We start from the raw sequence: 25,643 nt of genomic DNA on the forward strand, positions 1-25,643 counted from the left end.
ATGAGCGGCAAAAAGACTATGGGAGAGGCTAACCGGGCAATTCACGGTGCGCCGCCTGCATTTTTGCGGCCATTACATGTTGGTCAGCCAAATATCATCAACCGCGATAAGTTTCTGGCGGGCGTCGCTCGTGCGCTGGACAACCGCTGGCTGACCAACAATGGCCCATTGGTGCAGGAATTTGAGCAGCGTGTTGCCGATAAATTGGGTGTCAAGCACTGCGTTGCCATGTGTAATGGAACCATTGCATTGGAAATCGCCATTCGCGCTTTGGGTCTTGGGGGTGAAGTTATTGTGCCTTCTTGGACCTTTGTTGCTACCGCTCATGCTTTGTATTGGCAAGGCATCACTCCTATTTTTGCCGATATTGACCCAGAGACGCACAACCTTGATCCTATCGCCGTACGCCGCATGATTACGCCGCGTACCAGTGGCATCATTGGCGTGCATGTCTGGGGGCGCGCCGCGCCGGTGGACGAGTTGTGCGCCATTGCGGATGAGCACGGACTTAAGCTGATGTTCGATGCGGCACACGCCTTTGGTAGCAGTTACCAGGGGCAGAGCATTGGCCAGTTTGGTGCTTGCGAGGTATTCAGCTTCCACGCCACCAAATCGTTCAACACGATGGAAGGCGGCGCTGTTACCACCAATGACGACGAATTGGCCGAAGCGATGCGCTTGATGCGCAACTTTGGCTTCAAGGGCTACGACAACGTCATCCATCCCGGGACTAACGGTAAGATGATCGAAGTGTGTGCGGCGATGGGGCTGGCGAACCTGGATGGGTTTGATGAGCTGGTGGAGGCTAATCGCCGCAACCATGTTGCCTACAAGCAAGCGCTGGCTGACATTCCCGGCATCAGCGTGCTTGATTACGCGTCGGCTGAACGAAACAACCACCATTACATCGTGCTGGAAGTGGGCGATGAATGCCCTGTCAGTCGTGACAACATAATTGCCGCACTACATGCGGAGAACGTATTGGCGCGCAAATATTTCTGGCCGGGGTGCCACGGTATGCAGCCGTATCGGGATTTGTTTCCGCATGCGAGGTTAATGTTGCCCAATACGATTGCCGTGGCGAAGCGGGTTGTCGTCTTGCCGAATGTCGATCAAGAGTCGATTCGCTTAATCTCCGAGATTATTGCGGACGCGGTGAACACGTGAACCTCACGTTAATGGCACCTAGGCTGCTATATATAGTTGGTGCTGGTGGGTCTGGGCGAGAAGTGGCTTGGCTCGCTTCGGATATCTGGGGCAACAAGACTGCGATTCGTTTTGTCGTGGATCATCCGGACTACCTGACAGACGCAGTAAACGGCATCCCAGTAGAACTACTTTCTAGCCTTAGGCGAGACAAGGATTCATCCTATGTTGTGGCCATCGGGGAGCCGTCGTTACGTAGCAAGCTGGCAACCAAGATGCGAGATGCCGGGTTTCAAGCGCAGACTCTCATCCATCCCGGGACTCGCATGTCGAAGTGCGTAGAGCTAGAGGAGGGGGTAGTAGTTGCCGCAGGCAGCATTCTGACGACTGGCATCAAGCTAGCGAGGCATGTACACATTAATATTGCATGCACGATTAGCCACGACGTGACTATCGGCGAATTTTCCACGCTTTCGCCGGGCGTGCACGTTTCTGGGCACGTGCGGATTGGTAAAGGTGTCTTCATCGGGACAGGTACCAACATCATCAATGGATCTGCCAGCCAACCTCTCGTAATTGGCGATGGCGCCATAGTTGCCGCAGGCGCATGCGTAACCCGTGATGTGGAGCCGGGATCGATGGTAGCTGGGGTTCCAGCGACTCGTCGGCGCTGACATGCTGAAGCAATTCATTGAGCTTCTTGCCTGATCCCATTGAACAAGCATCTTTCAATTCAGGTGCTCCCCTGCAATTTTTGATCATGCTCTATTTTATGATGCCCAGCTTCCAAAGATCCCTGCTTTTTCCGACAGCAAAACGTGTATTTGGATACGCACGTGCGCTCATGCGGCTTTCTCCTGGCTATTGCAACGTTTGTGACAGAAGTGTGCCGGGCTTCCTGCCGTACAGGATCGGTGCGGCTTCAATGTCCCCCATCCTGAGAGATCTGGATTTGGTGGGCTCCGATCTGGAACGCTTCGGATGCCCGCATTGCGGCGCCACTGACCGCGAGCGCCACCTGCTGGCCTACATGCAGCGCACAGGCGTGTTAGAACTGGCGGGCAAGCGCGTGCTCCATTTCGCTCCGGAAAAGAATTTGCGCCTGCGTATTAAGGCAGCCGGGCCAGTTGAATACGTCCAAGGCGATCTGTTTCCCGGGGATGCCCAGATCACACGCGTGGACATCACCATGATGCAGTTCCCTGATGAGCACTTTGATCTGCTCATCGCAAATCACGTGCTGGAGCATGTGCCGGAGGACATCACCGCATTGCGTGAAATCGTGCGTGTCCTCAAGCCTGGTGGACACGCCATTCTGCAAACACCATATGCAGCGAAGCTTGAGCGCAGCCTCGCTCTCTCTCATATCAGTTCGGATGCCGCCCGCCTGGCTCTGTATGGGCAGGAGGATCATGTGCGCCTCTATGGAACAGATATCTTTGAGCGCATCACACATGCCGGCCTGTTGCCCCGTGTACAAGTTCATGGAGACCTGTTGGCAGACATGGATCCGCATCACCATGGCATGAACCCGCGCGAGCCCTTCATGCGCTGGGTCAAACCCTAATTCGCATGCGAGGCCGCCTAGCCCGCAACACGTTGCTGGCCTCTTTCTGGCAGGCTGTCAGGGTGGCCTGTCAAGCCGCATGGATTATCGTCATCGCGCACGCGCTTGGTGCCAGCGGATTGGGCGCGCTGTCCGGCACACTGGGCCTTGCTGTCACGCTAGGAGGTCTGTCCGGTTTGGGCGGAGCCATGCTCCTGCTGAAGAATGTTGCGCGCAAGCCTGAAAGCTTTAGTCGCTATTGGCGGCAATCTCTTGTATTGAGTGCGTGGAGCGGCAGCTTGCTCGTAGTGATCTTTCTGATTTTTTCTCCAGTTCAGTATGGTTGGGTTTTGCTACTGGCGATTGCTTGCGCTGACCTCATCTGCGCGCCGTTCATCGTGCTCTGCAGCCATGCTTTCCAAGCCCATGAAAGGATGGGGTGGCACAGCGCACTTCCGGCGATCAGTGCGTTCACGCGACTGATGGCCGCAATGGCATTCTGGCTTCTCTCGGCGGAACATGGTATTGGCGGCTATGCCTTGCTGCATGCACTAGCCAGTTTGCTGGGTGCAGGGCTTGCATATCTATCGGTTGTTCTACTGCTCAAGCCGCGGCGACACCCATTCGTTTGGTCGATTGGCGAAGCACGCGAAGGCACGGCGTTCTCCGCCTTGTGGGTCACAGGGAATGCCACGACAGAGTTGGATAAAGCCGCGGCTTTGTATGTGGGGGGCGGAGAGTTGGCGGGAATCTATGCCGCCGCCTATCGATTCGCGAGCGTGATGGCTTTGCCGATTGTTTCCCTGATTGGCTCCATTCAGCCGCGCTTGTTCCGCAACGACTCGGCGCGGGGGCGGTTGCTGTGGCACTCGCTTGTAGCGATTATTGGCTGGTCGGCTGTGGGCGGATTGGCCTTGCAGTGGCTGGCACAATTCATCCCCATGCTCCTGGGCGAACAGTTCGCGCAGGCAGCGCAGTTGGCGCGTTGGCTGGCGCTTTGGATGCCTCTTTATGCTCTGCGTATGCTTGGCACCAGCGTCCTGGCCTCACAAGGTAGGCTGGCAACGCGCATCAGCATTGAATGCACAGGGCTTGCAGCCATGGTTGCGCTGGCTGCATGGTCAATCCCGCAATGGGGAGTGATCGGTGCTGTGGCAATGGCTCTGGGCACCGAGGCGCTGCTTGCCACGCTTGCTTGGGCAGCAGTGGCTTGGGTTCAGCGCCGATAGAACACGCTGGCTCTCATGAATCGGCGGCTGTCGTGCCGCTTGCGCAGGTAGCGCCACAGGGACAAAGGTACTCGTAATACGCCAAGCAGCAACGCGCGTGTAACGGGGACAGGGCTTTCTTCGTACAAGCGCCGGGCCCAATACCACGCCGCGTCTATCTTTCCATGCATCAAGTTGGCGACCAGTACCTGTTCGAAGAAGTGAGTGACGGCGGCTTGCTGCGCAGCCTTGCAGACACCGCCTTCGGCCGCGTATTTCAGCGCCTGCCAGAAATTCTCGTGAACCAGGCCACGCATCGCGGCGCGCATTGAGGTACTTGAGTTCCAACGATAGGCGACGAGTGGGGCGCGTAAGTAGCCTATCTTTCCGATCATGGCTAGCCGGATCACGAGCATGTAGTCGATATAAGGTACTGGGACTTCCAGCAATCGCGCTTTGTATGTGGCCCGGTATAAGATGCTGCCGTGACAGATAAAATTTCCTCGGCCGACAAGGTCATCCAATCCGATGTCTTTTTTCGGGTAGTCCGTGAAGAAGCCCAGCGGATTGCCATCGTCGGAGATAACCAACGCGTTGCATACCACCGCTGGCATCAGTGGGTTCCTATTCAGTATGGCAAGTTGCTCAATCAGTTTGCCCGGAAGCCAGTAATCATCACCATCTAGGTGAGCGATATATCGACCCTTGGCAAGTGCGATCAAATTGCTCAAATTGCCGCTGGGGCCGAGATTCTTCTCGTTGAATATCGGCGTCACGATGCCTTGCCAAGTCCTTGCATATGTAGCGACGATTTCTCGCGTTCCGTCCGTTGAGCCGTCGTCGCCAACCAAGACTTCGATTTCTCCTGGGGATAGCTGTGCCACGACGCTTTCCAAACATCTGGCAATATATCGCTCATGGTTGTAGGTGGATATGCAGATGCTGACGAGTGGGCTAGTCATGAACCGTTCCTCAATAGGCCACAGCGGCACTCATTTACGGGGGCAGTTTGTAGCCGTGCGGCGTGCCTGGGCTGCGGTATTATTCGCGGCGTGCTTCGTTGGATTCGGCAAATAACAAACGCTCCAGCAGCTGCATCGATGCAGCATTTGAAAGGTGCTTAACGTAAAAACTTCTAGCTGACTCGGCCAGGCGGATGCGTTCCTGGGGAGAGTCTGCCAGAAGGGCTATGGCGTCAGCCAAGGCGGATGGGTTGTTCACAGGGACACCGAGGAAGGGAGAGCAGAGGGCTGATCCAACAGCCGACTGAAGCCAATCCGTATTGCCTGTTATGATCGCCCGGCCAATTGACGAGTATGAATAAATTTTGTAAGGGCATACCCGCTGGGTTTTGTCAGTATCGCCAAAAATTCCTAGACAAATGTCAGATGCTTTGATTTCTCTGGCCAATTCCTCCGCAGAGTACCATCTTCGCTGCCAAGTCACATTTACAAGATCTGCAATTTCCGCCTGAAGTAATGGTGCATCGGCACCATCGCCTATGATTTGAAACTCAACATCCTGTCGCGAAGCCAGCCGGCGGGCAGCCTCGATTATCGTGCGTATTCCGTGCAATGGAACCAGTGTTCCGATGAATAACACGCGACAACATTTTCCGGATGGAGAGTAAGGTGTGGGTGCATAGTCAACTTCGTTTGTGGCTAATGGCAGTGCCAAAAAATGCGCAGGAGAGAGATTAAATAACTTTGAATAAAACTTGGCGTTCTGCGAAGTGTCAACCAAGACAATGTCTGCCTTGATGAAGGCGTATCGCTCTAACTTGTATAAAAGTCGAGACAGTAGTGAGTTAGGCGACCACAGTTTCCGGTCATTAACTACCGTGTCGTACAAAGAAATGAATCCATCCACGACGATGCGGCGAGGGCGATGCGGCAATAGAGATGCGAGCAATGCGACCAATGGTGCAGGGTAAGGAATATATATAATATTGCAGTGCGACCTGCATCCAACGGCCCATGCCACCTGTAGGTGGGAGGTGATCGCCCGCCACAGTGTGTGTATCGGTGAACGCGTACTTTTCCATCCCCCGCTGGTAGTCGACCACATTGGGAAATTTACTTCGCGTGCATCAAGCTGACTTCGCAGCTGGTTTACCCGATACAGCGTGTTAGGGTACGCCTCGGTTGATTGATGAACCCCTGCCACCAGTAGCGGGGAAGAGTTAGATTCTTTCAAGTGGGCCGCTCCTGCCAATTAATCCGTGCCATAACCCTCGTGTGAAGGCGCAAATTTTGGGAGCTTTATCAGATTCAATGAACGCTATTGCAAATCCTTCGCCGATCAACCGGAATATCTGGCGTGCGGCCCAAAATGGGTATGTGGTGCCGTGCTGTCTTAAAGTAAGAATTGTATTGCGCGCTAGGTAATAGCGTCGAGTTGCATGATGCTGCAGGGACAGGGTCAGGCCGAAAAGGCTGGTGCCTGCGTTCCCCATGCGGTGACGCATAAATGGCTGCACGGTCATTAGTATTTCGGCACCATGGCGATGTGCGCGCAAGCAAAATTCGTGGTCTACCGAGTCAATGAAATAGTCTTCGCGAAAACCACCGATCTCGCGGGCGAAACATGCGGGCATGAAGGTGCCCGAAGTGATGAGTGTTCGACGTACCCAGGCGTCTGTTACCTGATGCGGCGCGCGGTGCGCAACTTTGGTATCGCCATCGTTTAGATAGTTGCATCCAACCAGAACCGGGGTTGGTGTTCGGCGTGCCGAAATGGAAACCACATCTTCCAGATATCCTGGAAGAATTTCGGAATCCTGATCAAAGGTGGCGACCCATTCATGGCCTTTTTCAATGGCGAGGTCTACCCCCTGATTCAAGGCTGCTGCTATTCCGAGGTTGCGATCATTGCGTAAAATATTAACCGACGAGGGCAGATTGGTTAGGGCCGCCTCTTTTGGGGTGTTGTCAACGAGAATGACAGAAGAGAATTGCGTCAGGATTTTTTGTAGTCGACAGCCAAATGCAGCATCCGGATGGAATAGCACCACGATTGCACAGGCCCCAGAACTTGTGGGTGTTGAAACTTTGATTTTATTTTTCACGCTTGCTGTCTTCAATGATCACGAAGGAGGCTATCGTCTTCTATGCTATAAAGATGTGCTCTCCTTCATCGTTGGAGAATGCAGCCATCTCGGCAGCCAGGCCGTTGAGCTAGTTGATTTGGCGTTTGAGTTGGTAGCTGCTTTCTTCACTGCGAGCAAGCAACTCCTGGGCGTCCATGTTAGCTCCTATGCGCTTATCACATTGCCACCGCCGCTATAGCGGCCTCGGGTGTCAATGATTAGGCGGGCCTGTTGTTTTAGCAGGTCGTAGTCGAAGGCGTCGTGGTCAGTAGCGATGAGGAGGCAGTCGAAGCTGCGGATGCTGTCTGCGTCAAGCGGCGTGGATGATAGTGCGAAGCGGTAGTCCCGTTTGTGTGGAAACATCGGTACATGTGGATCCGAGTAGGCGATTTCCGCGCCTTTTTGTTCGAGTAGGGACATGATTTCGACGGCAGGGGACTCGCGGGTATCGTCGATGTTTTTCTTGTAGGCCAGGCCCAGCACCAGAATGCGGCTGCCTTTGACCGCTTTGCCGTGCTCGTTGAGGGCGTCAGCAGTTTTCTGCGCGACCCAGTGCGGCATGTAATGGTTGATCTCACCGGCTAGTTCGATGAATCGGGTATTGATGCCGTACTCCTTCGCCTTCCAGGTCAGATAGAAGGGGTCAATGGGAATACAGTGACCGCCCAGGCCAGGGCCAGGATGGTAAGCGGTGAAACCAAAGGGTTTGGTTGCGGCAGCGCGAATGACCTCGTGAATGTCTATTCCCATTTTGTCGGCGACGATCTTCATTTCGTTGACTAGGCCAATATTCACTGCGCGGTGAATGTTCTCTAGAAGCTTGGTCATTTCGGCAGTGCGGGTGCTGCTAACGGGCACTAATGAACGAATGGCGTGCTGGTAGAGTGCTTGGCCCAGTTCTAGGCAGCTTGGCGTCATGCCGCCGATGATTTTGGGGATGTCATGGGTGCCATAGTCCGGATTGCCTGGGTCTTCCCGTTCGGGGGAGAACACCAGTGCGCAGTTTTCACCGGGGATGAATCCCTTCGTCGCCAAGCGGGGAGCGAGCTCCTCGTCTGTTGTTCCTGGCCACGTGGTGCTCTCCAGGCTGAGGAGTTGGCCGGCTCGGAAGTGGGGAAGTAGTGCTTCTACTGTGTTGATGACGAAGCTCAGGTCGGGTTCGCGGTGCGCGTTGAGTGGGGTGGGAACGCAGATGATCAGTGCGTCGACTTCGCCGCTGCGGGAAAAATCGGTAGTAGCTTCCAGCCCCTGCGCTAAGGCGTTCTTGATGCGCTGAGGCGTTAACCGCTCGATGTAGCTTTGCCCGGCGTTGAGCGTGTCGACCTTGTAATCGTCGATGTCGAAGCCGATGACCTTGATGCCGACTTCGCAAAAGCGCAACGCGAGGGGAAGGCCGACATAGCCCAGACCATAAATACCGACAGTTGCGGTGCCTGAGGTGATTCTTTCTCGCAGAAGAGCTAGCGCTTCGTTCACGGTAGGGCTCATGTTTGATGTGGGCTTCGTTGCTGCATGATGCCAGACCTTTTAGGCTGAGGCCGCGTGTTTAATCACGCTTGTGAAGTGCTGAAGCAGCCGATTTACCGTGCTGTCAGGTATCGATCTGTGCGTACGAAACCAATAGGCCTGCGGCGAATTCATGCCAGGCAGCCAAGTATCACTACATGCTAAGGGTGCGCCCTGCCGTGAATCTATACATCCCTGGTTTGCGAGGTTTCGCCTTGGGGTAGGGCTCCTACGAAAAGCTGTTTGAGGCCCTTATCTGATCGGCATTAAGCAGTGAGCCATGATGCGCTGGAGGCCTAAAACACCAACCGCATCGACAAATCGACCGCCTTCACATCCTTGGTCAGCGTCCCCAGCGAGATGTAGTCCACGCCCGTTTCGGCGACTGTGCGCAAGGTGCTGTCGTTGATGCCGCCAGAAGCTTCGAGTTTGGCGCGGCCGGCGGTGAGGTTTACGGCTTCGCGCATGTCTTCCAATGACAGTTCGTCGAGCATGACGATATCGGCGCCGGCTTCCAGCGCTTCGCGCAATTCTTCCAGGCTTTCCACTTCCACTTCCACCGGCTTGCCGGGGGCGATCTGCTGGGCGGCTGAAACTGCCTGGGCGATGCCGCCGCAGGCGGCGATGTGGTTTTCCTTGATCAGGAAGGCGTCGAACAGGCCGATGCGGTGGTTGTGGCAGCCGCCGCAGGTTACGGCGTATTTCTGTGCCAGGCGCAGGCCGGGAAGCGTCTTGCGGGTGTCGAGCAGTTTGACCTCGGTGCCTTCGACGATGTCGGCGTAATGGCGGCAGCGGGTAGCAACGGCTGACAGGGTCTGCAGGAAGTTCAAGGCGCTGCGTTCGCCGCTGAGCAGGGCGCGGGCCGGGCCTTCGACGGTGAACAGGGGCTGGTCGGCCTGAACGCGGTCGCCGTCCTGCACCTGCCAGTGCACCGCCACGCGCGGGTCGAGTTGGCGAAATACCGCATCGACCCAGGCCGTGCCGCACACTACCGCCGCCTCGCGAGTGATCACCCGGGCGCTGGCCAGGCGCTCGGCTGGAATCAGCTGGGCGGTGATGTCACCGCTGCCGATGTCTTCGGCCAGGGCGCGGCGGACATTGGCTTCGATTTCGCTGCTGAGTTCGGCGAGTGTCAGGTTGGGCATGGTCGGCTCCGGTGTAGGCGAGGGGCGATTATAGAGCCAGGCGGGGACGGGGCAACGGTCGAGTGCCGTTCTGTGCCGTTCGGTTTTCGATGATTGACTGGGCACTTTCGCCCAGTACTACAGCTCTTATCGATGGCAATGCACCGACCACCGGTGCAGCGGCGCGTAGCTGGCAGCGTTAGGCTGTAGAGGTGCGAGGGTGTTGTAGAGCCTACCGCCTGTAAGTGGCGTGAGGCTATCTGTGATGCGGATCATGTCTCTAGAAAAAATTGACTTGGTATGGCGCGCAGCCTCCCTATAATGCCTTTACTTTTTATTTTATTGACGCCAGGCCTTTGACGTTAGGGACGACGCTCGGTTGACGCTGTGCAGACCAGGAAGCCCGGTTCGGGCAGTCTGCGGGAGACTAGAATGAAGACCGACGCGAATGTGGTGCCCCTGACCAAGGCGACCGCTGAGCAATCGCCAACTTCGCCGGTAGGAAGACTGCCCGTGGCGCTTATTCAGGTGCGTGACAAAGCCGCGCAACAGCTCAAGCAGAACCTGCAGAGCCTGTTCGACAATGCTGACGATACCCTCTTCGAGATGGCGGATCGGGCGACTAGCAATGCCGAGCAGAACGCTTTCTTCGAGGCGATGCGCGACCTGCGTCTGAAGCGCAAGAACATCGAGCGCGGTTTCCTGCAGAAGGTTTTCGAGTCTTTCGCCAATCTCAACCAGTATGAAATCGGCAAGCAGCAGCCTGCTCTGGATGCAGTCTCGTTCGACAGCCTGAGCCTGGTGCAGAACGACGAGCTGGAAGAGACGGTGGCGCTGGATGCCATGGTGGCTAAGGTCATGAGCCGTGATGCCATGGCGCTGGGCCACCTCACCACGCGTCTCAATGCGGTGATCAGCAAGAAGCTCGACGACAAGAGCAACCCGCTTGGCCCGACGCTGCTCAGTGAGTACTTCCTCGATGCCTGCAGCGGCCTGGGCGTGGAGATCAAGGTCAAGCTGATCATCCTCAAGCTGTTCGAAAAATACGTGCTGGGCAGCTGCGACGCTCTTTATGCCGAGGCCAACCAGGCCCTGGTCAATGCTGGCGTGCTACCGGAGCTGAAGTCGGCGCCGCCGCGTCGTCAGCAGCGCCCCGCGGCCTCTGTTTATAGCCAGGCCTCGGGCGAGGAAGGCATTCCTCTGCTCGAAGGCGCTGATCAGGGCGTTCAGGAAGTCTTCGGTGCGCTGCAGGATTTGCTCCTGCAGGTACGCGGCACTGCCATGCCGCGCCGCGCCCAGGTGGCCGATGCGCTGCCGATCACCAGCAATGACCTGATGCGCCTGCTGTCGCACATGCAGCAGCGTGCCCCGGCGCAGGTCGATTTTGCGGACTTCGATCTGCGTGATCAGCTCGAGCGCTTGCTCGAACGTGCCAGCGTCAAGAGCGGCAAGACGCGCGTGGTCGGCGAAGTCGATGAAGACGTGATCAACCTGGTGTCGATGCTGTTCGAGTTCATTCTCGATGACCGCACTTTGCCGGATTCGCTCAAGGCGCTGATCGGCCGCCTGCAGATTCCGATGCTCAAGGTCGCGGTGCTGGACAAGACCTTCTTCAGCCGCGGCAGTCACCCCGCGCGCCGCCTGCTCAACGAAATCGCCTCCGCGGCCTTGGGTTGGGGCGATCAGGACGATGCCCAGCGCGACAGCCTGTACCAGAAGATCGAACAGGTGGTGCAGCGCCTGCTTAACGACTTCGTCGATGATCCGGCGATCTTCTCCGAGTTGCTCGCCGAGTTCATGGCCTTCACGGGTGATGAGCGTCGTCGTAGCGAATTGCTCGAACAGCGTACCCGTGATGCCGAGGAGGGCAGTGCCAAGGCCGAACTGGCGCGCCGTCAGGTCGAACAGGCGCTGAATGAGCGGCTGCTGGGCAAGACCCTACCGGAAGTGGTGGTGCGTCTGCTGCAGGAAGCCTGGAGCAAGGTGCTGATGCTCACCTGCCTCAAGCATGGCGTGGACTCGGACGAATGGCAGGCTGCGTTGCAGACCATGGATGATCTGGTCTGGAGCGTTGCCCCGCATGAAGATCCCGAGGCGCGACTGCGCTTGCTGGAACTGGTGCCCGGCCTGCTGAAGGCGCTGCGCGAGGGTATGGTCAGCGCGGCCTTCGATCCGTTCTCCACCAGCGAATTTTTCAGCCAGCTGGAGGCACTGCATGTGCAGGCCTTCCAGCGCTTCAAGCGCGCCACGGCCGAGCCCGAGGTTGCGCTGGACGAATCCGAATCCACCACTGACGCCGCGCAAGCAGGTATCGAGCTGCCGCTGCTGGAGTTGCCGGCAGCGGAAGAGGTCGAAGATGCGCCGGCCATGGTCGAGGTGGTCGAGGAGATCGTCCTGCTGGCCCCGGGTCAGACCCGGCCTCAGGAGCCGGACGTGGCAATGCCGGACGATGACGAGGCGCTGCAGCAGGTCGATAGTCTGCGTGTAGGCAGTTGGGTCGAGTTCCAGGAAGACGATGAGCACAAGCTGCGCTGCAAGCTGGCGGCGATCATCAAACCCACTGGCAAGTACGTGTTCGTCAACCGTACCGGCATGAAAGTGCTGGAAAAGAGCCGCAATGCGCTGGCCGTGGAGTTCCGTCGCAACACCATTCGCCTGCTCGACGATGCATTGCTGTTCGATCGTGCGCTCGAATCGGTGATCGGTAACCTGCGCAAATTGAAGAACGCCTGATTCGTTGCCTGCAACGTTCTGCTGCTGGTAGCGAGTGGCCTTGTAGGAGCCCCGCCTCGAGGCGAATCTTTTGGCTTAGCGTTGCCGCAACCATTCGCCGCGGGGCGCGGCTCCTACTTTGTGCCCCCTCTATTTTCCGTCTTCGCACATCCTGTTGCTGTCTCGCTCTTGGCCGTCTGGGTCGGCTGTTCTAGAGTGGTGCCACGCTCAGGAGTGCCATATGCAGCTCGACCCCACGACCGGCTGGTTTCAGGGTATCCATCATTGCCCCTCGCCGAATTTCAACGCTCGCCCCAGTGGTGAGATTTCCCTGTTGGTGGTGCACAACATCAGCCTGCCGCCCGGCCAGTTCGGCACGGGCAAAGTGCTGGAGTTCTTCCAGAACCGGCTGCCCACGCACGAGCATCCCTTCTTTGCCGAAATCGCCTCGCTGCAGGTTTCCGCGCATTTCTTCATCGAGCGTGATGGCCGGCTGACTCAGTTCGTCTCCTGCCTGGATCGTGCCTGGCACGCCGGGGTTTCCTGGTTCGAGGGGCGTGACAACTGCAACGATTTTTCCTTAGGTGTGGAGCTGGAAGGTGCGGATGACGTGCCTTACAGCGATGCTCAATACGCCAGGTTGGCGGAGTTGACGCGGCAGTTGCTGGATGCCTACCCGGCGCTGTCGGCGCAGCGTATCCGTGGTCATTGCGACATCGCCCCTGGGCGCAAGACCGATCCGGGGCCGGCGTTCGACTGGCCGCGGTTGCATGCCGAATTCAATGAGAGGTAGCAATGAGTTTTCTGGTGATTCTGCTGGTGCTGTGGGTCGAGAAATTTTCCGCCTGGCGCCTGCGCATCCAGCAGGACGGCCCCTGGCTGGCGCAACTGCAACGCCTGCAACAGGGCGGGCTGCAGCAGGCCCCGTGGCTGTGCCTGGCCATTCTGGTGTTGCTGCCGGTGCTGGCGCTGGGCCTGGTGCTGATCCTCGAGCCGCTGGCCTACGGTTGGCTGGCCTTGCCGGTGCATTTGCTGGTGCTGATCTACAGCCTGGGACGCGGCGATTTGCTTGCGGCTTTGGGGCCGTTCCGTGACGCCTGGCGCCGCGGTGATGGTCAGGCGGCCTACCATGTGGCCGAGCGCGACCTGGCATTGCAGCCGGAGGAGGGTGCCGAGTTGCTGCAGCAGGTTCAGGGGCATCTGTTGTGGCAGGCTTATCAGAGCTTCTTCGCGGTGATCTTCTGGTATCTGCTGCTGGGGCCGATGGCGGCGCTGGCCTATCGCCTGCTGGCACTAAGTGCCGAGCACGCCGAGCAGCCGGCCCTGCGTGAGCGCGCCGTGCAGCTGCGCCATGCCTTCGATTGGCTGCCGGCGCGGGTGCTGGCTTCCAGTTTCGCGCTGGTCGGCAACTTCGTCGCCGTCAGCCGTGCCCTGCTGCATGAGCTGCTGAGCTGGGATATTTCCGCTGCGCAACTGGTGATCAAGGCCGGGCGTGCTGCGGGCGAGATGCCGCCGCCGGTGATGGGCGAGGAGGGCGTCGATACCCTGGACCAGCTCTGGCAACTGCTGATTCGCGCGGCGGTGGTCTGGTACGCCGGCTACGCGGTCTGGGTGCTGTTCATCTAAGGCGCCGATCACAGGCAGAACCCGGCAGGGCGGGAGCGGCCGGGCCCGCCTGGTGGCGGGTTTCACCCGCCCTACGTTTTCATCAGGATCATGCGCTGTACCTGGCCGCGCCCGGGACAGCATGTGCGCTGCGCTTGCTTAACCTTAAGTTACAGAGAGGCGTGTCGATAAGCGGTATAAGGAGGCGGCAGTCGACCTGTTTGGTGATTTCCATCACGTTTATCGGCCTGTATTCGGCGCATGTATCCGCATGCCATATGTCGGTCGAAGCAGGATACCGTCACGAGATCGTAAGAGGCTCGGCGGCTGCCAAGCGAGACCTAATAACAATAATGGCAACTGGAGACGTCGAGTGAAGACCGTGTTGTATCCGGCCATCGCGCTGATGAATCGCCTCAGCTTCGGCATGAAGTTCAGCCTGATCAGCGTTCTATTCTTCCTGCCCATGCTCGTCACCAACTTCTATCTGGTGCGAGATTCCTATCGTCAGTTCGTCGGCACCCAGACGGCTCTGGAAAGCCTCGAGCTGCTCGGTAGCAGCCTGCAGCTGCGCCGCGATCTGGAGAGCCTCAACGACCTGGTACAGATCAACTCGATGATCGGTCAGTCCGGGCAGGCGGGGGATCTGGAGGGGCGGATCGGCCAACTGCAGCAGTCGCTCAATGCCGGGCTGCAAGGGCTGCAGCCGGTGACCAGCGATAGCGAGCAGGCAGCGGAGTTTGTCGCCAAGCGCGACGAATTGCTGGCCGAGTTGAAAAGCGCGGAGGCCGAGACGTCGCTGCAGAGCAAGACGGTCATCGTCGAGAAGCTGCTGGGCTCTTCCCAGGTTTTCATCAAGCTGGTGGCCAGTCAGGCCGGGTTGAGCCAGGACCCGCAACGTCAGGTACGGCAGATCACCGAGCTGATCACCAATGTCACCCCGCAAATTACCGATGTGCTCAGCCAGGGCCGAGCGGTTGGCGCCTATTCCCTGGGCCAGGGTTATCTCAACTCTGCAGCCAGCACCAAGTTCGACGACCTGCTGCTGCAGTTGGAGAAACTGCACGCCGAGTATGGGTTGAACCTGCAGGATGCCCTGGCCGGCAACGTCGCCGCGCAGAACGGCCTTGGCAGCCTGGCCGAGGCGAGCCGCCAGAGTTTGAAGGACAGCGCCGTGCTGTTCGAGGATCAGGTCATCATCGCCGACAGCCTGGATACGCCCTGGACGCAGTTCTATGAGCAGACCAGCCAGCAGATGGCCAGGACCTACGCGTTCAACGACGGTCTGTTGGCCTTCCTCGACAATCAACTGAGCAAACGACTCAGCGAAAACCGTGCGCAGATGGTGCTGCTGGCGGTGGCGCTGGTGGTGGTGTTCCTGCTGATCGTCTACCTCTACAGCGGCTTCTACGTTTCCACGCGTGCGACCCTGAAGAACCTGGGGCGGGTGATGGACAAGGTGGCCGCAGGCGACATGACGGCCAACTTCCAGGCGCAGAGCCGCGATGAGCTGGGTGAGCTGGGCCAAGTCTTCAACCAGACCGTGCAGCGTATTCACGATCTGATCGAGCGCGTCGGCCATACCGTGGGCGAGGTTGGCGGACAGGCCGACCGGGTCGAGCTGGTTTCGGGCGAGAGCAACCAGGCGGTGGCCAGCCAGCGAGCGCAGATCGAACAGGTGGCCACGGCGATGAACCAGATGTCCGCCACCGCCCAGGAAGTCGCGCGCAGCGCAGCCGCCGCGGTGGGCAGTGCGCAAAGCGTGAATCAGGAGACGGTCAGCGGTCGTGCCCTGGTCGAACAGCAGGTGGGGGCGATCCAGCGGCTGGCCGGTGAAATCGACCAATCGGTGTTGGTGATCAACCAGCTGGCCAGCGACAGCGCCGCGATCAGCCAGGTGCTGGACGTGATCAAGGGCATTGCCGAGCAGACCAACCTGCTGGCGCTCAACGCCGCGATCGAGGCGGCGCGAGCCGGCGAACAGGGCCGTGGTTTCGCCGTGGTGGCCGATGAGGTACGCAACCTGGCCAAGCGCACCCAACAGTCCACCGAGGAAATCGAGGCGATGATCGCCAAGCTGCAGGGCGGAGTTGGGGCTGCGGTGAAGGCGATGAATGCCAGTCACCAGATGGCCGATGGCACCGTGAGCGAATCAGCCAAGGTGCAGCTGGCGCTGGAGAATATCCTCGGCGCCGTGGGCATGATCGTCGACCAGAACCAGCAGATCGCCGCGGCGGCCGAGCAGCAGACGGCGGTGGCCCATGATATCGATCAGAACATCGTCGAGATCAATCATGCCGGTGAACGCACGGCGCAAGGTGCCAGCCAGACCGAGCAGGCCAGTCGCGAGCTGAGCGAGTTGGTGGCGCGGCTCCGGCAACTGATCGGGGCGTTTCGTGTGTGAGTGAGGATTGGCCTCGTGGGAGACGCTTCAGCGGCGACGTTTTTTGATAGTCGCGGCTAAAGCCCCTCCCACAACATTCCCGCGGCCGTCGCGCTAGCCTGGTAGGAACGGCGCCCCGCCGGGTTTGAGTCGTGACTTCATAACGCTTCGCCCCGGTGCGCAATGCTGTTCACATAACAAGGGACGCGCACAATCAGTCCTCCAGCCCCTTTGCGGAGAGGGAAAGCTGACGGTCTCGCGGCGTTTTCAGCCCTCTCCCCCAGCCCCTCTCCACTAGGCGTGCCGCCAATAAATGGGAGAGGGGAGCCAAGCGCGTACAGCCTTCAAGTACACAGCATTATCTCCACAGGCTGTGTTATAGGAGCGGCGCCCCGCCGCAAACGTTTCGCCCCGGGGCGGGGCTCCTACCCAGAGTTGCTCACCTATCCCCAGCCGAACAACTCATCGGCGTTCCGGCTGCTGGCCGTTGCCAGTTCTTCGGGCGTAACGCCGCGCAGTGCGGCCAGCTCGGCGCAGATGTCCGTCAGGTATTCGGGGCTGTTGCGCTGGTTCGGGTGCATCGCCGGTGCCATGTCCGGGGCGTCGGTTTCCAGCACGATGGATTCCAGCGGCAACTGAGCCACCACCTTGCGCAGGCGGTTGGCCTGCGGCCAGGTGGCGGCGCCGCCGAGGCCGAGGCGAAAGCCCAGCTTGATGTATTCGCGCGCTTCTTCAAAGCTGCCGGCGAAGGCGTGGATGATGCCGCCATGTGTCGGGCGAAAGCGCTTGAGCGTGGCGATGGTGGCGGCATGGGCGCGGCGCACGTGCAGCAGCACCGGCAATTCGAACGCCACCGCCAACTCCAGCTGCGCTTCGAACAATTCCTGCTGACGTTCGCGATCCAGCTCCGCCAGGTAATAATCCAGACCGAACTCGCCAATGGCGCAGAGCTTGCCATGTCCGGCCAGCTTGCCCAGCCAGTCGCGCAATTCGGCAAGGTGTTGCGGCTGGTGATCGTCCAGATACACCGGGTGCAAACCGAACGCGGCATACAGACCCTCGTTCGCCTCGACCAGTCGCCACAGACGCTGCCAGTTGGCCTGGTACACCCCGAGCACCACCATACGCTGCACGCCCAGGGCGCGGCTGCGTGCGAGCACTTCGTCGCGGTCGGCGTCGAAGTCCGGGAAATCCAGGTGGGTGTGAGTGTCGATCAGGCGCATCGGTCGGCTCGCGAATGGGCTTTCAGGGTGGGCTATTTTCGCCATTGCTGCCAGTGTCGGGGAGCGTTGGCTAATCTTTTCAGTCGTATGGCTATGGACGGGTTTCACTCGAACGTCAGATGAGGAGGTCGCCGGGTGCGTCAGGTACGCAAACTGATGGGCGCGTTGTTCGCTGTTTTCCTGCTGCTGGTGGCGGCGCTGATGCTGTTTCTGGTGCTGTTCGACTGGAATCGCGCGCGGCCGCTGATCAACGAGCAGGTATCGGCGGCGTTGAACCGGCCGTTCGCCATCGAGGGTGATCTGCGCGTGATCTGGCAGCGCGAACCTGGCCAGCAGGGGTTGAGCGCCTGGATGCCCTGGCCGCATTTCTCCGCCGAGCGCCTGCGTCTGGGCAATCCTGACTGGGCGCAGGGCGATACCTTCGTCAGCCTCGACCGCGTGCGTTTGCGTTTGTCGCCCCTGCCGCTGCTGTGGAAGACAGTAAGCATTCCGAGCATTGAACTCGGCGCACCGAATGCCGATTTGCAGCGCCTGGCCGATGGTCGTGCCAACTGGGTGTTCGACCTGGGTAGCGAACAGGCGGACGACGAGCAGCCCAGCCCCTGGACGCTGGATATCGGCACCATCGCCTTCGACCAGGGGCAGGTCAAGCTCGTTGACAAGGTCAGCAACACCGCTCTGGAGGCGGTCATCCAGCCGCTGGGCGAGCCGATTCCCTTCGCCGAGATCGTTGGCAGGAGCGCTGCCGAGCGGCTGGCCGAAAGCGATGCCAGCGCCCAGGACTACGCCTTCGCCTGGCAGACCAAGGGCAGCTTTCGCGGTCAGCCGCTGACCGGTAGCGGCAAGGTCGGTGGTTTGCTGGCGCTGCATGACGCCTCGCAACCTTTCCCGCTGCAGGCGGATGTGCGCATCGGGGCCACTCGCATCCAAGTCGCCGGCAGCCTGACCGACCCGCAGAATCTGGGCGCCCTGGATCTGCGCCTGCAGCTTGCCGGGGCCAGTTTGGGCCATCTCTATCCATTGACCGGCGTTACCCTGCCGGACACGCCGCCCTACAGTACCGACGGTCGTCTGCAGGCCGATCTGCGTGATGCTGACGGGGCGACCTTTCGCTACCTCGGTTTCAACGGGCGTATCGGCGACAGCGATATCCATGGCGACCTGACCTTCGTCGCGCGCCAGCCGCGGCCGAAACTGTCCGGCCGCCTGACCTCCAACCAGCTGTTGTTCGGTGATCTTGCGCCCCTGATCGGTGCTGATTCCAGCGCTGACAAACGTGAGCGTGGCGAACGCGACACGCAGCCGGCGAACAAGGCCTTGCCGATTTCGGAGTTTCGTACCGACCGTTGGCGCGCCATGGATGCCGATGTGCGCTTCGTCGGCAAGCGCATCGTGCACAGCGAGCAACTGCCGATCAGTGACCTGGATACCCATGTGGTACTCAACGACGGCATGCTCAGCCTGGAACCACTGCGTTTCGGCATGGCCGGTGGCGTGCTTGATGCGCAGATTCGCCTCAATGGTGCAAACACGCCGTTGCAGGGGCAGATGCGCCTACGCGCGCGCGATCTCAAACTCAAGCAGCTGTTCCCCACCTTCGCGCCGATGCAGACCAGCTTTGGCGAGTTGAACGGCGATGCGCGTCTCAGTGGTCGCGGCAACTCGGTGGCAGCCCTGCTGGGCAGCGCCGATGGCGAGCTGAAGATGTTGATCAACGATGGTGCGGTGAGCCGCGGGCTGATGGAAATCGCCGGGCTGAACGTCGGCAACTACCTGGTGGGCCGGCTGTTCGGCGACGAGGAGGTAAAGATCCACTGCGCAGCGGCCGATCTCGGCATCGAGCAGGGGCTGATGAGCACGCGGCTGTTCGTCATCGACACCGACAATGCGGTGATCAAGGTGGACGGCAGCGCCAACTTCGCCAGCGAGCAGCTGGATTTTACCGTCACCCCGGCCACCAAGGGCTTTCGCATCTTTTCCCTGCGTTCGCCGCTCTACGTGCGCGGCACCTTCAAGGAGCCCGCGCCAGGCGTGCAGGCCACGCCGCTGGCGCTGCGCGGTGCCGGGCTGGTAGCACTGGGCGTGGCCGTGGCGCCGGCCGCCGGCCTGCTGGCGCTGGTGGCGCCCAGTGCCGGTGACGAGCCGAGCCAGTGCGAGCCGTTGCTGCAGAAGATCCAGGGCGGCTGATGCTGTTCGCAGTGTTCTACCGTGCATGGGATTGAGGCCGGTAGGCGCTCGGCGATGCCTTCGTGCCTCGGTTACACTGAATTGAACAGCGCCTGGAAAGCAGGAGTCTGTTGAATGGTCCGTGCGTCGATGCGCAGCGATGGATCATCGCCGGCTCCCTGGCGCAGTCGCCCTCACAAAGAAAGGATCTTTTGTAGATGACTCAAGCTCTCGCGCATCGCTGGCGCTTCTTCCGTGCTGGCGGCTTCGACCAGGTGCAACTGGAAATCCCCGCCGACCTCGCCGCGTTGCGCGGCCTTGACCAGAAACTCTGGGCCAGCCTGGCCTGTCCGGTGAACAACCTGGAGCTGGATCGGCGCATGCTGCAGTACATCGACCTGAACAATGACGGTCGTATCCGCGCGCCGGAAATTCTCGATGTGGTGGACTGGACGCTGGCGCGTCTGCGTGACCCCTCCGTGCTGTTTGAGGACGGGCCGCTGCAGCTTTCCTCGCTCCCTGACGATGCCGTGGGCGGGCACCTGCGTCTGGCCGCGCAGCGCCTGTTGGGCGTGCTCGGGCGGCCTGATGGCGACAGCCTGACGCCGCTCGATACCGCCGATCTGGCGCAGCTGTTCCCGCCGCAACAGCCCAATGGCGACGGCCTGGTGCCGGCAGCCCTGACCGAGGATGCCGAGCTCAAGGCCGCCATCGCCGACATCATCGCCTGCCTCGACGCGCAGACTGACCGCAGCGGCGAGCCGGCCATCGGCGTCGAGCAGATCACTGCCTTCTTCGATCAGGCGCGCCAGCTGCATGCCTGGCATGCCCGCGCTGCCGAGCAGGGGCTGGACGCCTTTGGTGAAAGTACGGTGGCGGCGGTCGAGGCACTGAGCGCAGTGCGCGGCAAGATCGACGACTATTTCACCCGCGTGGCCATGGCCGAGTTCGATCCGCGTGCGGCGGCACTGATGAACGCCCAGGAAGAAGAGCTGGTGCGTCTGGCCTCGCTGTCTCTGGCCGATGCCGGCGAAGTAGCCGGCCTGCCGCTGGCCGTGGTGCAGCATGGCGACGAGTTGCCGCTGGGTAAGGGGCTCAACCCGGCCTGGCAGCGCGCCATCGACGAGTTCCACCAGCGTGTGGTGGTGCCGGTCTACGGCGAGCAGGACAGCCTGTCGCGCGAGCAGTGGCAGCATCTGGTCGCGCTGTGCAGCAACTACCTGGCCTGGCGCGCCGAGACGCCGAAGGTGGCGATTGCCGAGGTTTTGGAACGTGGGCGTATCCTCGAACTGGTGGAGCAGGGCGCCGAGGCGCGCCTGCTGGCGCTGGTGGAAGAGGACAAGACCGTGGCCGAGGCGGCGGACGGCCTGGTCGAGCTGGACAAGCTGATTCGCCTGCGCCATGGGCTGGTCACGTTGCTGCGCAACTTCGTGTCCTTCCAGGCCTTCTATTCGCGGCACGAGAAAGCCGTCTTCCAGGCCGGCGTGCTGTATATCGACGGCAAGAGCTGCGAGCTGGTAGTCGAGGTCGACAACGTCGAGGCTCACGCCAAGATTGCAGCAGCCAGTGATTGCTTCCTGCTCTACTGCGCCTGCACGCGCCGTGGCGAGCCGGTGCGAGGCAAGGAGACCCTGAACATCGTGGTGGCGCTGACTGCCGGCAGCGAGGGCGATATGCAAGCCGGGCGCCATGGCCTGTTCTACGACCGTGACGGCAATGACTGGGATGCCACGGTGGTCAAGGTGGTGCAGAACGCTATCAGCATTCGCGAGGCGTTCTGGTCGCCGTATCGACGCGTTTCCAAGCTGGTTTCCGATCAGGTCCAGAAGCTCGCCGCCAGCCGCGATGCCGACATGGTCAACAAGACCGCGGCCAAGGTTGGGGAAACCGGGACAGCGCCAGCGGCGGCATCGACACCCGCGTTCGATATCGCCAAGTTCGCCGGTATCTTCGCGGCCATCGGCTTGGCGGTCGGCGCATTGGGTACGGCATTGGCGGCCGTGGTCACGGGCATCCTGTCGCTGGCATGGTGGCAGGTACCGTTGCTGCTGCTCGGCGTGCTGCTGGCGATTTCCGGCCCGGCCATGCTGCTGGCGTGGTTCAAGCTGCACCGCCGCAGCCTGGGACCGATTCTCGATGCCAATGGCTGGGCGGTGAACGCCAAGGCGCGTATCAGCATCCCCTTCGGCACCGCGCTCACTCAGATGGCGGAACTACCCAAGGGCAGCGACCGTGCGCTGCGCGATCCCTACGCCAACAAGCCGGTGTTGTGGCCCTGGATCATCGCGCTGCTGCTGGCGCTGGCTGTGGGTTACTACGCCTGGAACAACGGCGCGTTCAGTCCGGAACCCGAGGTGCCGACCGAAGCGGCGGCGCCCGTTCAGGATGCGGCAGGCTGAACGTTGCCCCTGCTCGCGTAGGAGCGGCTTCAGCCACGAAAGCTGTTCGCGGCTGAAGCCGCTCCTACGGGTGGAATGCTTAGTCGGCCAGCCATTTGCGTTTTGGCGGGTTGCCCGGCCCTACGTTTAGCTAGCCAACAGCTCGGCCACCCAGCGCGGCAATTGCTCGGTAGCCGGGCCGTAGCGTTTCTCGGCGAACAGCGAATGGCCCTGGCTCGGCTCCAGATTGATCTCCAGCGTATGCGCGCCGGCGCGGCGCGCCTGCTCAACGAAACCCGCTGCCGGGTAGACATGGCCCGAAGTGCCGATGCTGACGAACAGCTCGCACTGCTCCAGCGCGTCATGGATGCGCTCCATGTAATAGGGCATCTCGCCGAACCAGACGATATCCGGGCGCAAGGTACCGACCTTGCCGCAGCAGGTGCACGCCTGGCTGACCGGCATGTCTTCCAGTAACGGGAAACGCTGCTGGCAGTTGCTGCACAGCATCGACTGCAGCTCGCCGTGCATGTGCAGCAAGCGTTTGGAACCGGCGCGCTCGTGCAGGTTGTCGACGTTCTGCGTGACCAGCAGGAACTCGCCCTGCCAGTTGGCCTCCAGCTCAGCCAGGGCCAGATGCCCGGCATTCGGCGCAATGGCCGGATCACGCAGCTGGGCGCGGCGCATGTCGTAGAACCGCTGCACCAGCGCCGGGTCGCGGGCGAAACCTTCGGGCGTGGCCACCTCTTCGATGCGGTGGTCTTCCCATAGGCCGTCCGCGGCGCGGAAGGTGCGGATGCCGCTCTCGGCGGAGATACCCGCGCCGGTCAGGATGACGATGTTCGGGTGGGTCATTGCTGCTCCAGGGCGGGTCGGGGTCAGGCGCCACTTTATGCCAACACGGGCGATGTGGGGGAGGGCCAGGCAGGGCTGCTTGTCATTCTTGGCGCGAGAGAATCGCTGAACTCTCACCATCACTTCGTATCCACAGATCACGGCCCTGGTATGGACGGGGCAGTGGTTCGGGGAGCGAGCGATGACTGAGAACAACAACGCAAAACCTCTGCGCATCACCCTGACGGCCTGGGTGGCCGTTGTTATGGGTGCGCTGCTGGCGCTCGGTGGCGCCTATCTGCTGTGGCTGGGCGGTTCCTGGTACTACCTGCTGGCCGGCCTCGGTCTGCTGCTGGTGGGCGTACTGATGTATCGCCGCCAGCGTGCGGCGCTGTGGCTGTATGCCTTGGTGTTGCTGGCGAGCCTGGCCTGGACGATCTACGAGGTGCGCTTCGACTGGTGGCAGATGGCGCCGCGTATCGACCTCTGGTGCGTGTTCGGTCTGTGGCTATTGCTGCCCTGGATCAACCGGCACATTGCGCCTGAAAAGCCCTGGCGTGACGGTGCCAGCGTGGTGCTGGGCATCGGCCTGCTGCTCGGCGCGGGCATGGCGGTTTATTCGCTGACGCAGGATTATCATCGCCTGCCTGGCCGTTTCGACGAGCCGCGCATGGCCGCTGCTGACGGGGCACCAGCTGGCCGTTCGGCCAGCGAATGGACTGCCTACGGTGGCTCGTCGCTTGGCGAGCGCTACGCCAGTGCGGAGCAGATCACCACGGCCAATGTCGGGCGGCTGAGGAAGGCCTGGGAGTTTCACACCGGCGACCTGCCTGGCGAGGGCGATCCCGGCGAAATCACCAACCAGGTGACGCCGCTGAAGGTCGGCGACAACCTGTTCATCTGCACGCCGCACAGCATCGCCATCGCGGTCGATGCCGACACCGGCGAGGAGCGCTGGCGCTTCGACCCGGCGATCAACCGCCAGGCCGACTACTACCAGCACATGACCTGCCGCGGCCTGGCCTATCACGATGCAGCGGCCTACCGCGGTGCGCCGATTGCCTCGCAAGATGGCGCGGCGCCGGAGCCATCGCCGGCAGCGACGCCGCGCTGCACCCAGCGCCTGTTCCTGCCGACCAACGATGCCACGCTGTACGCGCTCGATGTGCACGACGGCAAGCCCTGCGAGGATTTCGGCGAAGCCGGCATGGTCGATCTCAAGATCGGCCTGGGCGATGACGCGCTGGGCGTCTACCTGCCCACCTCGCCGCCGGTGGTGACCGAGAAGCTGGTGATCGTCGGTGGCTCGATCACCGACAACGGTTCGGTGGACTCGCCGGGTGGGGTGATTCGCGCCTACGACGTGCGCAGCGGCGAGCTGGTGTGGAACTTCGATCCCGGTCGCCCCGAAGCCACCGAGCCGCTGGCCGATGGCGAGACCTACGTGCGCAGCACGCCCAACTCCTGGACCATCGCCACGGCGGACGAGGCGCTGGGCCTGGTGTACATCCCCATGGGCAACCAGACGCCTGACCAGTGGGCGGTAGAGCGCAGCCCCGAGGCCGAGCGCTTCACTGCGGCGCTGGTGGCGCTGGATCTGGAAACCGGACGGGTGCGCTGGGAGTTCCGCACGGTGAACCATGATCTCTGGGACCGCGACCTGCCATCGCAGCCCAGCCTGGTGGACGTCGAAGGTCCTGAGGGGCCAGTGCCGGCGATCATCCAGGCGACCAAGCGCGGCGATCTGTACGTGCTCGATCGGCGCAGTGGCGAGCCCATCGTGCCGGTCAACCAGCGGCAGGTCCCACAGGGCACGGTGGAAGGCGACTTCGCCGCGCCGACCCAGCCGGTCTCCGCGCTTACCTATGCGCCTGACGAGCCGCTACACGAGCGTGACATGTGGGGCGGTACGCCGTTCGACCAACTGATCTGTCGTATCCAGTTCCACCGCCTGCGTTACGAAGGCGACTTCACCCCGCCATCGGAGCAGGGCTCGCTGATCTACCCGGGCAACGTCGGGGTGTTCAACTGGCCCTCGGTGGCGATTGACCCGCAGCGGCAGATACTCTTCGGCGCGCCCAATTACCTGGCGTTCGTCTCGCGTCTGGTCAAGCGTGAGGAGGGCGGCGGGCAGGCCGGTTCCGGTGGCAGCGAGGTGGGTCTGCAACCCAACCTCGGCGCGCCTTACATGGTCAGCCTGGAACCCTTCCTGTCACCGCTGGGGCTGCCCTGCCAGGCGCCGCCATGGGGCTATGTCACGGCGGTTGACCTGCGCAGCATGGACAAGGTCTGGCAGCGCAAGAACGGGACCAGCCGCGACAGCGCGCCGCTGGGCATCCCCCTGACCGTCGGCGTGCCGAATCTCGGTGGCCCGCTGATTACAGCCAGCGGCCTGGGCTTTCTCAGCGGCACGCTGGACTACTACCTGCGCGCCTATGACATGCGCACCGGCGAGGAACTGTGGAAGGACAGACTGCCGGCAGGCGGCCAGGCCACGCCCATCAGCTACGTTTCTGAAAAGACCGGCAAGCAGTACGTGGTGGTAATGGCCGGCGGGCACGGCTCGTTCGGCACGCGCATGGGCGATTCGCTGGTTGCCTGGACGCTGGAGGAAGAGGAGTAGCGGGTACAAGGCCCACTAAGCGGTGATGCGGTTCATTTAGGGCCGTGTGCGCTTAGCTCCCCTCTCCCATTTATGGGAGAGGGGTTGGGGGAGAGGGCTGA

General features: G+C 60.9%; 18 protein-coding genes and 1 pseudogene. 12 read left to right on the plus strand and 7 right to left on the minus strand.

Going from position 1 to position 25,643, the window contains the following annotated elements; all coding sequences use genetic code 11:
* From B2U07_RS19065 to B2U07_RS19075, 4 genes are all read left to right on the plus strand, one after another.
* Complete coding sequence (locus tag B2U07_RS19065) at window positions 1-1,167, plus strand: DegT/DnrJ/EryC1/StrS family aminotransferase (RefSeq protein WP_296277479.1); 1,167 nt, start codon at window positions 1-3, stop codon at window positions 1,165-1,167.
* Between the two features lie 11 nt (window positions 1,168-1,178).
* Window positions 1,179-1,820: an acetyltransferase gene (locus B2U07_RS23170; RefSeq protein ID WP_419096367.1), complete on the plus strand. Its 642-nt coding sequence runs from the start codon at window positions 1,179-1,181 to the stop codon at window positions 1,818-1,820.
* 17 nt (window positions 1,821-1,837) lie between these two features.
* Window positions 1,838-2,713, plus strand: a complete 876-nt coding sequence (locus B2U07_RS19070) for a class I SAM-dependent methyltransferase (RefSeq protein ID WP_296277480.1) — start codon at window positions 1,838-1,840, stop codon at window positions 2,711-2,713.
* A 62-nt stretch (window positions 2,714-2,775) separates the two neighbouring features.
* Entirely contained in the window at window positions 2,776-3,921 is a 1,146-nt protein-coding gene (locus tag B2U07_RS19075; RefSeq protein WP_296277482.1) for a lipopolysaccharide biosynthesis protein, read from the plus strand.
* Here B2U07_RS19075 and B2U07_RS19080 read toward each other — a convergent pair.
* The 5 genes from B2U07_RS19080 to nadC form a co-directional block, all read right to left on the minus strand.
* A complete protein-coding gene (locus tag B2U07_RS19080) occupies window positions 3,909-4,862 on the minus strand; it encodes a glycosyltransferase (protein WP_296277483.1) in 954 nt (317 codons plus the stop codon). The two genes, B2U07_RS19075 and B2U07_RS19080, sit on opposite strands and share 13 nt — an antisense overlap.
* A gap of 79 nt (window positions 4,863-4,941) precedes the next feature.
* Window positions 4,942-6,096 (minus strand): glycosyltransferase, encoded by a 1,155-nt coding sequence (locus B2U07_RS19085; protein ID WP_296277484.1) that lies wholly within the window; start codon window positions 6,094-6,096, stop codon window positions 4,942-4,944.
* On the minus strand, window positions 6,083-6,967 hold the full coding sequence (locus tag B2U07_RS19090; protein ID WP_296277485.1) for a glycosyltransferase: 885 nt from the start codon (window positions 6,965-6,967) through the stop codon (window positions 6,083-6,085). The genes B2U07_RS19085 and B2U07_RS19090 overlap by 14 nt, the downstream gene beginning before the upstream one ends.
* 186 nt (window positions 6,968-7,153) lie before the next feature.
* Window positions 7,154-8,464 (minus strand): nucleotide sugar dehydrogenase, encoded by a 1,311-nt coding sequence (locus B2U07_RS19095; RefSeq protein ID WP_296277487.1) that lies wholly within the window; start codon window positions 8,462-8,464, stop codon window positions 7,154-7,156.
* Window positions 8,465-8,790: 326 nt separating this feature from the next.
* Window positions 8,791-9,639: a carboxylating nicotinate-nucleotide diphosphorylase gene (nadC, locus tag B2U07_RS19100; protein ID WP_296277489.1), complete on the minus strand. Its 849-nt coding sequence runs from the start codon at window positions 9,637-9,639 to the stop codon at window positions 8,791-8,793.
* Window positions 9,640-10,050: 411 nt separating this feature from the next.
* Between nadC and B2U07_RS19105 the strand changes: the two genes are divergently transcribed.
* The 5 genes and pseudogenes from B2U07_RS19105 to B2U07_RS23180 all read left to right on the plus strand — a co-directional run bounded on the left by B2U07_RS19105 (window position 10,051) and on the right by B2U07_RS23180 (window position 16,339).
* On the plus strand, window positions 10,051-12,351 hold the full coding sequence (locus tag B2U07_RS19105) for a DUF1631 domain-containing protein (protein ID WP_296277491.1): 2,301 nt from the start codon (window positions 10,051-10,053) through the stop codon (window positions 12,349-12,351).
* Window positions 12,352-12,571: 220 nt separating this feature from the next.
* Complete coding sequence (ampD, locus tag B2U07_RS19110; RefSeq protein ID WP_296277493.1) at window positions 12,572-13,123, plus strand: 1,6-anhydro-N-acetylmuramyl-L-alanine amidase AmpD; 552 nt, start codon at window positions 12,572-12,574, stop codon at window positions 13,121-13,123.
* A 2-nt stretch (window positions 13,124-13,125) separates the two neighbouring features.
* Entirely contained in the window at window positions 13,126-13,956 is an 831-nt protein-coding gene (gene ampE / locus B2U07_RS19115) for a regulatory signaling modulator protein AmpE (protein WP_296277495.1), read from the plus strand.
* 1,321 nt (window positions 13,957-15,277) lie between these two features.
* Window positions 15,278-15,484 (plus strand): annotated as a pseudogene (locus B2U07_RS23175) (HAMP domain-containing protein); the annotation flags it as partial.
* Window positions 15,485-15,634: 150 nt separating this feature from the next.
* Window positions 15,635-16,339 (plus strand): methyl-accepting chemotaxis protein, encoded by a 705-nt coding sequence (locus B2U07_RS23180; protein ID WP_419096368.1) that lies wholly within the window; start codon window positions 15,635-15,637, stop codon window positions 16,337-16,339.
* 422 nt (window positions 16,340-16,761) lie between these two features.
* On the opposite strand, the gene B2U07_RS19125 is transcribed toward B2U07_RS23180, so the two are convergent.
* The gene (locus B2U07_RS19125) at window positions 16,762-17,541 is read right to left on the minus strand and encodes a TatD family hydrolase (RefSeq protein ID WP_296277498.1); all 780 of its coding nucleotides are present in this window, start codon (window positions 17,539-17,541) and stop codon (window positions 16,762-16,764) included.
* Window positions 17,542-17,676: 135 nt separating this feature from the next.
* Between B2U07_RS19125 and B2U07_RS19130 the strand changes: the two genes are divergently transcribed.
* Together B2U07_RS19130 and B2U07_RS19135 are read left to right on the plus strand one after the other, a co-directional pair.
* The gene (locus tag B2U07_RS19130) at window positions 17,677-19,728 is read left to right on the plus strand and encodes an AsmA family protein (protein WP_296277499.1); all 2,052 of its coding nucleotides are present in this window, start codon (window positions 17,677-17,679) and stop codon (window positions 19,726-19,728) included.
* A gap of 197 nt (window positions 19,729-19,925) precedes the next feature.
* Window positions 19,926-22,106, plus strand: coding sequence for a hypothetical protein (locus B2U07_RS19135; protein ID WP_296277502.1), 2,181 nt, complete (start codon window positions 19,926-19,928; stop codon window positions 22,104-22,106).
* A 126-nt stretch (window positions 22,107-22,232) separates the two neighbouring features.
* Here B2U07_RS19135 and cobB read toward each other — a convergent pair whose 3' ends face one another.
* Window positions 22,233-22,940 carry a Sir2 family NAD+-dependent deacetylase gene (gene cobB, locus B2U07_RS19140; protein WP_296277503.1) on the minus strand — a complete coding sequence of 236 codons (708 nt, stop codon included), beginning with the start codon at window positions 22,938-22,940 and terminating at the stop codon, window positions 22,233-22,235.
* A gap of 181 nt (window positions 22,941-23,121) precedes the next feature.
* Between cobB and B2U07_RS19145 the strand changes: the two genes are divergently transcribed.
* Window positions 23,122-25,542 carry a membrane-bound PQQ-dependent dehydrogenase, glucose/quinate/shikimate family gene (locus tag B2U07_RS19145; protein ID WP_296277505.1) on the plus strand — a complete coding sequence of 807 codons (2,421 nt, stop codon included), beginning with the start codon at window positions 23,122-23,124 and terminating at the stop codon, window positions 25,540-25,542.
* Window positions 25,543-25,643 lie beyond the last annotated feature (101 nt).

This window comes from Pseudomonas sp. UBA7530 (assembly GCF_002479365.1).
Taxonomy (GTDB): Bacteria; Pseudomonadota; Gammaproteobacteria; order Pseudomonadales; family Pseudomonadaceae; genus Aquipseudomonas.

Coding starts and splice junctions, on each gene's coding strand:
- B2U07_RS19105 (WP_296277491.1), top strand. CDS start 10,051: ATGAAGACCGACGCGAATGTGGTGCCCCTGACCAAGGCGACCGCTGAG.
- B2U07_RS23180 (WP_419096368.1), top strand. CDS start 15,635: ATGTCCGCCACCGCCCAGGAAGTCGCGCGCAGCGCAGCCGCCGCGGTG.
- nadC (WP_296277489.1), bottom strand. CDS start 9,639: ATGCCCAACCTGACACTCGCCGAACTCAGCAGCGAAATCGAAGCCAAT.
- B2U07_RS19125 (WP_296277498.1), bottom strand. CDS start 17,541: ATGCGCCTGATCGACACTCACACCCACCTGGATTTCCCGGACTTCGAC.
- B2U07_RS19065 (WP_296277479.1), top strand. CDS start 1: ATGAGCGGCAAAAAGACTATGGGAGAGGCTAACCGGGCAATTCACGGT.
- B2U07_RS19135 (WP_296277502.1), top strand. CDS start 19,926: ATGACTCAAGCTCTCGCGCATCGCTGGCGCTTCTTCCGTGCTGGCGGC.
- ampD (WP_296277493.1), top strand. CDS start 12,572: ATGCAGCTCGACCCCACGACCGGCTGGTTTCAGGGTATCCATCATTGC.
- B2U07_RS19080 (WP_296277483.1), bottom strand. CDS start 4,862: ATGACTAGCCCACTCGTCAGCATCTGCATATCCACCTACAACCATGAG.
- cobB (WP_296277503.1), bottom strand. CDS start 22,940: ATGACCCACCCGAACATCGTCATCCTGACCGGCGCGGGTATCTCCGCC.
- B2U07_RS19145 (WP_296277505.1), top strand. CDS start 23,122: ATGACTGAGAACAACAACGCAAAACCTCTGCGCATCACCCTGACGGCC.
- B2U07_RS23170 (WP_419096367.1), top strand. CDS start 1,179: ATGGCACCTAGGCTGCTATATATAGTTGGTGCTGGTGGGTCTGGGCGA.
- ampE (WP_296277495.1), top strand. CDS start 13,126: ATGAGTTTTCTGGTGATTCTGCTGGTGCTGTGGGTCGAGAAATTTTCC.